The sequence below is a fragment of the Gemmatimonadota bacterium genome, assembly GCA_016209965.1.
Classification (GTDB): Bacteria; Gemmatimonadota; Gemmatimonadetes; order Longimicrobiales; family RSA9; genus JACQVE01.
Window position 1 is genome coordinate 1 of sequence record JACQVE010000087.1, and the last position, 4,574, is coordinate 4,574.

5 protein-coding genes are annotated in these 4,574 nt (G+C 70.7%); 3 read left to right on the top strand and 2 right to left on the bottom strand.

Features of this window, described 5'->3' with window-relative positions:
* A partial coding sequence (locus HY703_03630) for a GMC family oxidoreductase N-terminal domain-containing protein (protein ID MBI4544267.1) occupies positions 1-695 on the bottom strand: 695 nt, incomplete at its 3' end.
* A complete protein-coding gene (locus HY703_03635) occupies positions 692-1,285 on the bottom strand; it encodes a hypothetical protein (GenBank protein MBI4544268.1) in 594 nt (197 codons plus the stop codon). The genes HY703_03635 and HY703_03630, both read right to left, overlap by 4 nt.
* 309 nt (positions 1,286-1,594) lie before the next feature.
* Here HY703_03635 and HY703_03640 point away from each other — a divergent pair, with 309 nt between their 5' ends.
* The 3 genes from HY703_03640 to HY703_03650 form a co-directional block, all read left to right on the top strand.
* The gene (locus HY703_03640; GenBank protein ID MBI4544269.1) at positions 1,595-2,812 is read left to right on the top strand and encodes an alcohol dehydrogenase catalytic domain-containing protein; all 1,218 of its coding nucleotides are present in this window, start codon (positions 1,595-1,597) and stop codon (positions 2,810-2,812) included.
* Between the two features lie 4 nt (positions 2,813-2,816).
* A complete protein-coding gene (locus HY703_03645; protein MBI4544270.1) occupies positions 2,817-4,088 on the top strand; it encodes a pyridoxal phosphate-dependent aminotransferase family protein in 1,272 nt (423 codons plus the stop codon).
* A 132-nt stretch (positions 4,089-4,220) separates the two neighbouring features.
* On the top strand, positions 4,221-4,574 hold a 354-nt coding region (locus tag HY703_03650), incomplete at its 3' end, for a hypothetical protein (protein MBI4544271.1).

Sequence of the window (4,574 nt, forward strand, 5' to 3'; positions counted from 1 at the left end):
CGGTCCAGCAGCGACCCTTCGACCGCCACCGCGCGCCCCTGCTCGACCACGACGCGCTCGATGCGCGCGTCACTGTAGATCCGTCCGCCCGCCCGCGAGACTCGCGGAATCGTGGTGATGAGCTGCGAGCTCTTGCGGTTGTATGCGCAGCCGAACTGCGTCCAGCCGCAGCCAATGCAGTCGACGCGCGCGGTGGGCACCGCGCCACCCTCGATCCCCAGCGCCTCACACCCCTGGCGGACCAGGCGGTTGTTCTCGTTGAACAGCCGCTCCTCCGCGATGTGGATGCCTAGCTCCTGCTCGATGGCGGCCCAGTGGGGATCGAGCTCCGCCGGCGTCATCCAGTCCACGCCCCGCGCCGTCCGCCACTGCTCGAGCCGGTCGGCGGGCGTGCGGAACGAGTCCCCCCAGTAGTGCACCGTGCACCCGCCCACTGCTTCCGCGTACGTCAGGAACACGGCGTTGTCTACGGTGGCGTCGAAGCCGCGCCGGCCGTTGAAGTCGGCCATGGCCTGCTCCTCGCGCTGCGAGAAGTCCTCGGCCCGGAAGAAGCCGCCCTTCTCCAGCATCACCACGTCCCAGCCGCGCTCCGCCAGATAGGCCGCCAGCGTGCCGCCGCCGGCACCCGTGCCGATCACGACCGCATCGCTCCGGTCGCGCACGTCGCCCCGGTGGTGCGTGCCCTGGATGATCATGCCGTCTCGCCGAAATCCACGGGATACGCGGGGACCCTGATGCGACCCGGCCAGGGGCCCGGGAAACCGGTGAGCGCCCGGGTCGCATCCTCACTGTAGGCCGTGAAATAGACGAAAGCCTTGACCGCACCGAACGCCGCACGCCGCAGGTTGAAGCGGCTGCCGCCCCACCCTTCCAGGTAGCGCAGCCGCGCCGGTGGCTCGAGCGCCGTGAAGCGGCTCAGCCGCCCGCCCAGCCAGGTGAAGTGCTCGAGCAGCCGCAGCACCAGCTTCATGTCGTGGCGCACGGGATCGCCCACCAGCGCCAGCTCCCGGTCGATGCGCGCCACGACGCGCGCCGGGGGCACGGGCACTTCCAGCAGCATTGCCTCCGCCGCCGCCCGCGCGACCGCGTACTCCTTGGGGGACAGGCTCTGGAGCTGCACGCCATCGGCCTCTGCTTGCGGGTAGTCGGGGGCGCAGCCGGCGGGGAGCAGCGAGGCCAGCGCAGCCGCGGCCGTGCGGCCCGCCGCCGTGCGCAGGAAGCCCCGGCGGTCCATGCCTGGAGGCAGGAGCAGGGTGTGGGCGGTAGTGGCGGTCAGTTCGTCCATCCCTTTACCGGAGCAAGCGGCGGTTTCCCAGAGTGTGGGCGGCCGCAAGAAAAAAAGTTAGGTCGGGCAGACAGCGCGCACAAGCGGCCGGCACAGAACTCCTTGCACTCCCGGCCGGCTGGAGGTACACTTTTGCGCGGTGGGCTTCTTTCCGCCCCACGAAGTGCAGTACCGCTGTCGCGGGAACATGCTGGTCGCGGGGCCGCTTCTCACACTTTCTTTTCGGATCCCCGTCGCCTGATTCAGCGCCGCCGCCCGCAGGGGGGCGCGGCCTGGGATTTTCTTGCACGCCGGAGAGGGAGACGCGACTTGCTCGCGATCCGCTTCCATTACCGCCCGGTTCGCTACCTCTGGACCCGTTGGGCCGCCCAGCGCCGCCCCGCCCTCGCGCTCGGCTCGCTGGGGTGCATCGCGCTGGATCGGGTCGAGCCGCCGCCCCTGCCCGCACCCGACTGGGTCCGTGTCGAGACAGCGCTGAGCGGCATTTGCGGCAGTGACCTCTCCGCCGTAACGGCCCATGACTCCTTCACCCTCGAGCCGTTCGGCGCCTACCCCTTCACCTTCGGCCACGAGAACATCGGGCGCATTGTCGAGACGGGACCGGAGGCCCGGGGCTGGAGCACGGGCGACCGCGTCATTGTGAATCCCATGCTGGGCTGCACGCAGCGCGGGCTCGAGCCCCCCTGTCCCGCCTGCGCCCGCGGCGAATACGGACTCTGCCGCCACACCACCCAGGGCACGGTTGGGAGCGGGCCTATGATCGGATACTGCCCGGCCGCCGGCGGCGGCTGGTCCCGCTACTTCGTGGCCCACGTCAGCCAGCTCCACGCCGCCCAGGGACTGCCTGACGAGGTCGGCGTCCTGGCCGACCCCTTCGCCTCCGCGCTGCGCCCCGTCTTGCTGCACCCGCCCCGGGAGGACGACGTCGTGCTCGTCATCGGCGCCGGCACTATCGGCGCCCTCGCCGTCAAAGCCCTGCGCCTCACCGGCTGGGACGGTCCTGTGGCCGTGCTCGGCCGCTACCCGTTCCAGCAGGGGCTCGCCCAGCGCGCCGGTGCCAGCCCGGTATTCCGCGGGCGCGAAGAAGCGTACCAGTGGGCCGCCTCCCTGCCGGACGCGCGCAGCTACCACCCCACGCTCGCCCCCCGCTTCATCGAGGGCGGCCCGTCCCTGATCTATGACACAGTGGGCAGCCGCGCCTCCGCCAATGACGCCCTGGCCCTGGCCCGCGAGGGCGGACGTATCGTGCTGGTCGGCGCCGCCGCCCGCCTCTCCGCCGACTGGACCCGGCTCTGGTACCGGCAACTGACGCTGGCCGGCGTATTCGCCTACGGCTTCGTCCCCTACGCCGGCGCACGGCGCGACATCTACGACGTCGCCCTGGAACTGCTCCGCCGGAATGGCATCGGCGAACTCGGGATGGTCACCCACATCTACGACCTGGAGGATTACCGTGCCGCACTCCGCGCCGCCCTCGACAAACACGGCCACCGCTCCGTCAAGGTCGCCTTCCGCCCGGGCCACTGAGCAGTTGGCCGCCTACACGCGCGACCCGTTTCACGGGTTTTTCGCGGAGGGCACGGTCGAACAGCTCATCGCCCCCGGTTCGCTGCTCGACACGGCCGCCGTGCGCCGCTGGTTCGAGATCTTTCATGCCGGGCTGCCGCAGGCGCTCTACACCTATCAGCTCCCGCTCAGCCAGGCCTCGGGGCCGGAGTCGCGCGCACTGGGCACGCCCATCATCATGTTCTCGTCTTACAGCTACCTGGGGCTGATCGGCCACCCGCGTATCGGCCGGGCAGTCAAGGAAACAGTGGATCGGTACGGCACGTCCACGGGTGGCGTACGCCTGCTCACCGGCACGCTCGAGCTGCACCTCGAGCTGGAGGAGGAGCTGGCCCGTTTTCTCGGCCAGGAGGCGGCCGCCATCTTTGGATCCGGCTACGACGCCAACCTGGCGGCGATTACCTCGCTCTTTGGCCCGGGCGATGTGGCGATCCTGGACCAGTATGCGCACCAGAGCATCCACGACGGTGTGCGCATGGCCGGCTGCGAAGTGCGCCGCTTCCGCCACAACGACATGGCTGACCTCGAGCGGCGCCTGCGCCAGGCCCGCCATCGCGGCGCGAACCGGGTCCTGGTGGCCGTGGACGCCGTGTTCAGCATGGATGGCGATCAGGCGCCGCTGGCGGAGATCATCGAGCTGAAGCGCCGCCACGGCGCGTTCCTGCTGGTGGACGAGGCCCACTCGATCGGCGCCATCGGCGCCACGGGGCGCGGCGTCTGCGAGGCGCAGGGCATCGACGCCGCAGACATTGACATTCTCACCGGCTCGCTCTCGAAGGCGATCCCCTCGTCGGGCGGATTCGTGGCCGGGTCGCGTGGCCTGAAAATCTTCATCCAGCACGGCTCGGCGCCCTACATGTTTTCCGCGGCCATGAGTCCGGCTAATGCCGCGGCAGTGCTGGAAGCGCTGCGCATCCTGCAGGAAGAGCCGGAGCATATGGAATACCTGCGCTGCAACACCTGCACGCTCAAGGATGGCCTGACCCGACTGGGCTTCGATACCGGCTCCTCTGCCACACCCATCGTGCCCCTGCTGCTGGGCGACGAGTGGCGCGCCTACCACTGGGCGCGCTGGCTGCTCGCTCGCGGCGTCTTCGTCTCTGCCGTGACCTTCCCGGCCGTCTCGCCCGGCCAGGCCCGCCTGCGCCTCTGTGCCACGGCCGCGCACCGCGCCCAGCACTTCGAGCGCCTGTTTGACGCACTCGGGGAATGCCAGCAGGAGGAGCGGCTGGTCTGACGGGCGGAGCGCTCAGGCCCGCGCCGGGGTACAATCGCAGGCGTCCGGTCTCGCCGCGGCACCGCCTCCCCCGTCTCTGCAGGGGGAGCGGGAGAGCGCCGCTGGCGCCCCTTTTGCCTGCGCGACATAGCCGTGAAGCACACCGCCAGCCTGCTCGCCGCCTCGCTGCTGCTGCCCACCGCCGCACTGGCCCAGCAGGGGTCCGACTTCAGCGCATTCCAGGACTCCATCTCCCGAATGGATGCGCCCGCGCTGCGGCGCAGCCTGGAGGCTTCCGCCATTGGGGCAGCCGACTCGCTGGCAGCGGCGCCGCTCATGCAGCGGGCGCTCATGGCACTGCGGCTGTACGAGCTTACCGGCGAGCGGCGGGACGCCGGCCAGGCCACGAGCGCCTTTGAAAGGGCCACGCGCCGCTTCCCCGAGCTGGCCTGGGCGCACTACGGCCTGGGCCTGGCGCTGGCCCGGGGACCGGAGCTGCGCCTGCCC

Excerpts from the sequence above, each read along its gene's own strand:
- HY703_03635 (MBI4544268.1), bottom strand. The coding sequence starts at position 1,285 with ATGGACGAACTGACCGCCACTACCGCCCACACCCTGCTCCTGCCTCCA.